The sequence below is a fragment of the Rhizobium sp. 18055 genome, assembly GCF_902706285.1.
Taxonomy (GTDB): domain Bacteria; phylum Pseudomonadota; class Alphaproteobacteria; order Rhizobiales; family Rhizobiaceae; genus Rhizobium.
Map to the genome: position 1 here is coordinate 1 of NZ_CACSKD010000072.1, position 740 is coordinate 740.

The following is a 740-nucleotide window of genomic DNA, read 5'->3' on the forward strand; positions in this document are numbered from 1 at the left end:
CTACCACACGGCCCAGCTTGGCGTCCGGCATGCCGGCGGCGACCAGTTCGCGCCGGGATGCGTTGGCACGGTCGGCCGACAGCTCCCAGTTGCTGTAGCCGCGGTCGCCGTTGCCATAGGGGGCGGCGTCGGTGTGGCCGGCCAGGCTGATGCGGTTTTCCACCCCGCCGAGGGCCGCGCCGATTTCCCGAAGAATGTCGCGCATGTAGGGTTTTACCAACGCACTGCCGCTGTCGAACATCGGCCGGTTCTGGTCGTCCACGATCTGGATCTGCAGCCCGTCGGGCGTCACGTCGATGCGGATCTGGGATTTGAACTCCTTCAGCCGCGGATTTTCCGAGATGAGCGCGTCGATCTTGGCCTGCAGCTCGGCGGGGTCCACCGGCTTGGTGATGTAGCCGCGCGCTCCCTGGCGCATGCCCCACACCCGGTCGGTCTCCTGGTTCTTGCTCGTGCACATGATGATCGGCACGTCGGCGTACTGCGGATCGCGGCTGATGGCGCGCGTGAGCTGGAAACCGTTCTGGCCGGGCATGACCACGTCCATCAGGATCAGGTCCGGGGTGTGGCTCGCCGCCATCGCGACGCCGGCGGCGCCGTCGACCGCCATCACCAGCGCGTAGTCGTCCTCCAGGAGCTGCATCAGCAGATCGCGGTTGAGCGCGACGTCTTCGACGATGAGGATGGTCTTCATCCGACGACATCCTCGCGGGCTGCGTGCGGGTGATGCCTCGGTTCAT

The 740-nt window shown here is 66.5% G+C and carries 1 protein-coding gene; it reads right to left on the reverse strand.

Annotated features, from left to right (window positions below; all coding sequences use genetic code 11):
- Positions 1-694, reverse strand: a 694-nt coding sequence (locus tag GVL52_RS27965; RefSeq protein WP_160012659.1) for a response regulator, incomplete at its 3' end; no start/stop codon positions are given.
- Positions 695-740: the final 46 nt, after the last annotated feature.